Raw genomic sequence first — 593 nt, forward strand, 5'->3', positions numbered from 1 at the left:
CCGCCACGGCCAAAGTGCCCTCGGGGAGAGGGGAGAAGTGGATCTGGAGGACCTTTGGGGCCCGCTTGGGGCGGAGGCGGAGCAGGGCGGGGTAGCCGGAAAGCCCCGAGGCCATCTTCACCAGGAAGAGCTCGGGCTCACGGGCCCCCTCCAGGGCCCTCAGGAGGCTTTCTTGGGTGGTCTTGGGAAGGGGAGCGGGGGGAAGGAGGGAGAGGGCGTACTGGCGGTAGGCTTGGCGGGGGGGGACCCTTCCCGCGGGAGCGGGGGGCTTGCTGAGGGAGCCCATCTCCTCGAGGGCGATGAGCTCGTACCGGGCCAGGGCGGGGCTAAGGCCCAGGGCCTCGGCGAGCCTCGCCGAGGGCACCGGAGCCTTGGTCCTTATGTACACCTCCACCAGGTGGTGGAGAATCCGCCGCTGCCTGGCCGTCACACCCCTATTGTACCGGGGTCACGGCCGCCTCGTCCTCCTCGCCGGTGCGGATGCGGTAGACCTTCTCTACGGGGATGACGAAGACCTTTCCGTCCCCTACTTCCCCGGTGCGGGCCGCCTTCAGGATGGCCTCCACCGTGGGCTTGACGAAGGGCTCGGAGAC

2 protein-coding genes are annotated in these 593 nt (G+C 69.5%); both read right to left on the bottom strand.

From position 1 onward, the window contains the following. Nucleotides 1-430 (bottom strand): FaeA/PapI family transcriptional regulator (locus tag BVI061214_RS00250; RefSeq protein WP_282953976.1); only part of this gene is annotated, 430 nt, incomplete at its 3' end. 4 nt (nt 431-434) lie between these two features. Further along, nucleotides 435-593: P-II family nitrogen regulator (locus BVI061214_RS00255; protein ID WP_162207979.1), on the bottom strand; the 159-nt coding region annotated here is incomplete at its 5' end.

Source organism: Thermus aquaticus (genome assembly GCF_001280255.1).
Lineage (GTDB): Bacteria > Deinococcota > Deinococci > Deinococcales > Thermaceae > Thermus > Thermus aquaticus.